Source organism: Mesorhizobium sanjuanii (genome assembly GCF_002529485.1).
Taxonomy (GTDB): domain Bacteria; phylum Pseudomonadota; class Alphaproteobacteria; order Rhizobiales; family Rhizobiaceae; genus Mesorhizobium; species Mesorhizobium sanjuanii.
The window spans coordinates 1-3,806 of sequence record NZ_NWQG01000273.1 but is presented as its reverse complement, the minus strand read 5'-3'; the positions used below and the strand labels follow the sequence as shown (position 1 = coordinate 3,806).

Annotated in this window: 2 protein-coding genes and 1 pseudogene; all 3 read left to right on the top strand. The window is 59.6% G+C overall.

The window, feature by feature from the left end; translation table 11 throughout:
- Positions 1 to 252 precede the first annotated feature (252 nt).
- Entirely contained in the window at positions 253 to 1,524 is a 1,272-nt protein-coding gene (locus tag CN311_RS30550) for an OmpP1/FadL family transporter (RefSeq protein ID WP_097577308.1), read from the top strand.
- A 289-nt stretch (positions 1,525 to 1,813) separates the two neighbouring features.
- The gene (gene ilvD, locus CN311_RS30545) at positions 1,814 to 3,538 is read left to right on the top strand and encodes a dihydroxy-acid dehydratase (RefSeq protein WP_097577309.1); all 1,725 of its coding nucleotides are present in this window, start codon (positions 1,814 to 1,816) and stop codon (positions 3,536 to 3,538) included.
- Positions 3,525 to 3,806: pseudogene (locus CN311_RS30540) on the top strand (sel1 repeat family protein); the annotation flags it as partial. The gene ilvD and the pseudogene CN311_RS30540, both read left to right, overlap by 14 nt.

Genomic DNA, 3,806 nt, shown 5'->3' with positions numbered 1-3,806 from the left:
TTGTTGCCCTAATGTAACAATGAGGCTCAATCTTCCCAAATAGGCTGTTTTCGCGCCATTTTGAGCGGTTTTTTCTGATTTTTTTCGTCGATTTTCGACCAGAAGCCTGCATTCCGCTTCTGTTGCGAACGCGTGGACTTTGTCGAAAATGCGTTCGATCGAGGCGTACGTGTACACGGCGCGAATTCGTTGTTGCACCATTAACCTGAATTGGTTCTAGCTTCGACCCACCAATATTCGGGGAGGAGTTTCGTGAACAATTTCCGTCTGAAAGCACTGTCGGGGGCGGGGTGCTTTTCGCTGGCTCTGATGGGGGCGGCGCATGCCGGCGGCCTCGAGCGCGGCGGATACAATATCGATCTTTTGTTCGATCCGGCGCAGATCACCGGCGAGGTTTCCGGCACCTATGTGATGCCGCAGCGCGATCTCAAGAATGTCGTGGACACTGACCCTGCTGACGGTATCGGCTCGAACGGGATCGGCGGTGGCTCTACGACAGCACGCGATACCGAGAATTATTGGGTGCCTCGCGCCGGCATCAAGATCGGTATGGGAAATGTTGATTGCTTGGGGGACTATTCGCAGCCAATCGGCGCGCACAGCAATCCCGGCGCCAATTGGATGGGCGCCAACAGCAATATCGAGACCAAGGTGGAAAGCGAAGCGTTCGGCGCGACGTGCTCATACAAATTCGACCTTAGCAAAGGTCAGTTGCGTTTCATTGGCGGTGTATTCCATGAGGAAGTTTCGGGATTCAAAACGCGATTGGTCGCTCCTATTCCTGCCTTTCTTGGCACAGGCGTAGGGCGTCTTGATCTCGAAGGAGATGGGTGGGGATGGCGGGCCGGTGTTGCCTATGAGATTCCGGACATCGCTCTGCGCGCCAGCCTGGTCTACAACTCGGCGGTCAAGATCGACAATTTGAGTGGAACGGTGGACCTGCGCCAAATTGCCAGTGTCGTCGATCCCACAAACCCGCTGTTGGGTCGCATAACTGACGTCTATGGCTCGTCCGAGGTACCTGACTCGCTGGAACTCAAGGTTCAGTCGGGTATTGCGCCGGGCTGGCTTGCGTTCGGATCTATCAAATGGATGAACTGGAGCGTATTGCAGAGCATTCCATTTTGCCCGACTGCGACGAAGGGCTTGGCTGCCTGCACCTCGACCAGTCCGGTTCGTGCCACTTCGCTCGACCTGCTTTACAGAGATGGCTGGACGGTTTCAGGTGGCATCGGTCACAAGTTCAATGATCAGTGGAGCGGCGCGGCCACAGTTACCTGGGATCGCGGAACCACCACTGGTCTGAGCGGCCAGACCGATACTTGGACTGTGGCCGGAGGCGTGGCCTATACGCCGACCCAAAATATCGAGGTGCGTTTTGGTGGCGCGCTCGGAGTGCTAACCAGCGGATCGATACATCCAGTTGTTGGCGACGACGGTGTTACCTATGGCACGGAATATACTGCTGACTTCGGCAACGATCTTGTTTCCGCGGTCTCAACTTCATTGAAGGTGAAGTGGTAAGCATTTAGAATCAAATGACAAAAAGGCCGGACGCTCTCCGGCCTTTTTGTTTTCCGAGCCAGTTGGTGAGCGTTTGAACTCCGGCCGGAGTTGCAAATACGAGCACACCTCCGCCTCTGTCTATTGTGACGTTTCGGCAACAGTTTCTGAACATCCTGTAATGTAGAAACCTCGCCGGGACCATTGCCCATTTCCCGCCATAAACCCGGCGCACCTCAAATCCGTCTCGAGACATGCGCCAGAAGGCCAGGCGATGAGGCAGGCCGCGCCGCCCGCGGCAAGGAAGAGTATGGACGCCAGAGTGATCTCCAAGGCCAAGCTGCCCAGCCGCTATGTGACCGTCGGTCCGGCGCGCGCGCCGCACCGCTCCTATCTCTATGCGATGGGACTGTCGGCGGCCGAGATCGCGCAGCCGCTGGTCGGGGTTGCGAGCTGCTGGAACGAGGCAGCACCCTGCAACATCTCGCTGATGCGCCAGGCGCAAGTGGTCAAGAAGGGTGTCGCCGCCGCCAATGGCACGCCGCGCGAGTTCTGCACCATCACCGTCACCGACGGCATCGCCATGGGCCACCAGGGCATGAAATCGTCGCTAGTGTCGCGCGAGGTCATCGCCGATTCGGTCGAACTCACTATGCGCGGCCATTGCTACGATGCGCTGGTCGGCCTTGCCGGTTGCGACAAGTCGCTGCCAGGCATGATGATGGCGATGGTGCGGCTCAACGTGCCGTCGATCTTCATCTATGGCGGCTCGATCCTGCCCGGTTCCTACAAGGGCCGGCAGATCACCGTCCAGGATGTATTCGAGGCGGTCGGCCAGCACTCGGTCGGCACGATCGGCAATGCTGAACTTCTCGAAATCGAGCAGGCCGCCTGTCCGTCGGCCGGCTCCTGCGGCGCCCAGTTCACCGCCAACACCATGGCCACCGTCGCCGAAGCGATCGGTCTGGCGCTGCCTTATTCCTGCGGCGCGCCGGCGCCTTATGAGATGCGCGACCGCTTCAATTTCGCCTCCGGCGAAAAGATCATGGAGCTGATCGCAAAGAACATCCGCCCGCGCGACATCGTCACGTTGAAGGCGCTGGAAAATGCGGCAACCGTGGTTTCGGCCACCGGCGGCTCGACCAATGCGGCGTTGCATCTTCCGGCGATCGCGCATGAGGCGGGGATAAAGTTCGACCTGTTCGACGTGGCCAGGATCTTCGAGAAGACGCCCTATATCGCCGACCTGAAGCCGGGCGGCAAATATGTCGCCAAGGACATGTTCGAGGCCGGCGGCATTCCGCTCTTGATGAAGACGCTGCTCGATCACGGCTATCTGCATGGCGATTGCCTGACGGTGACCGGCCGCACTTTGGCCGAAAACATGGAGCACGTTGCCTGGAATGATAGCCAGGATGTGGTCCATCCCGCCAACCGACCAATCACCCAGACCGGCGGTGTCGTGGGCTTGAAGGGAAACCTTGCCCCCGAAGGCGCGATCGTGAAGGTCGCGGGCATGGCGGAGCTGAAATTCTCCGGTCCGGCGCGTTGTTTCGATTCGGAAGAGGAATGTTTCGAGGCGGTTACGCACCGCAACTACAGGGAAGGCGAGGTTCTCGTCATCCGCTACGAGGGTCCCCGCGGCGGCCCGGGCATGCGGGAAATGCTGTCGACGACAGCGGCTCTCTACGGCCAGGGCATGGGTGGCAAGGTGGCCCTCATCACCGACGGACGTTTTTCGGGCGCGACGCGCGGTTTCTGCATCGGCCATGTCGGGCCGGAAGCCGCCGTGGGCGGCCCGATCGGGTTGCTCAGGGATGGTGACGTTATTTCGATCGATGCCGTGAACGGCACGATCGAAGTCGATCTGTCCGACACGGAACTGGCGGCGCGGGCGAAGGCCTGGAAGGCGCGCACGACCGACTATCAGTCAGGCGCGATCTGGAAATATGCACAAACGGTGGGACCTGCCCGCGACGGCGCGGTGACCCATCCGGGCGGTGCCAAAGAAACACATTGTTATGCGGATATCTGAGTTGTTGAGGTCGTCTGTCTTTTCGGCACTGGTCGCGATCGCCACTTTTGGCGCGACCTTGGGCGCCGTGGGCCAGGCCATGGCCTTCGACGACAAGGTGTTCGACGACAAGACCGGCGTGAAGCCGCAGTCGAGCCCGTGGGCGGTGTTCCAGTTCGGCTTTTCCGCCTACAAGAACGGCCACAAGGAGCAGGCTGCGGAAGCCTATAAATACGCCGCCGAAAATGGTCAGATCGGCGCCACCTGGAAGCTTGCGCGCATGTATGCC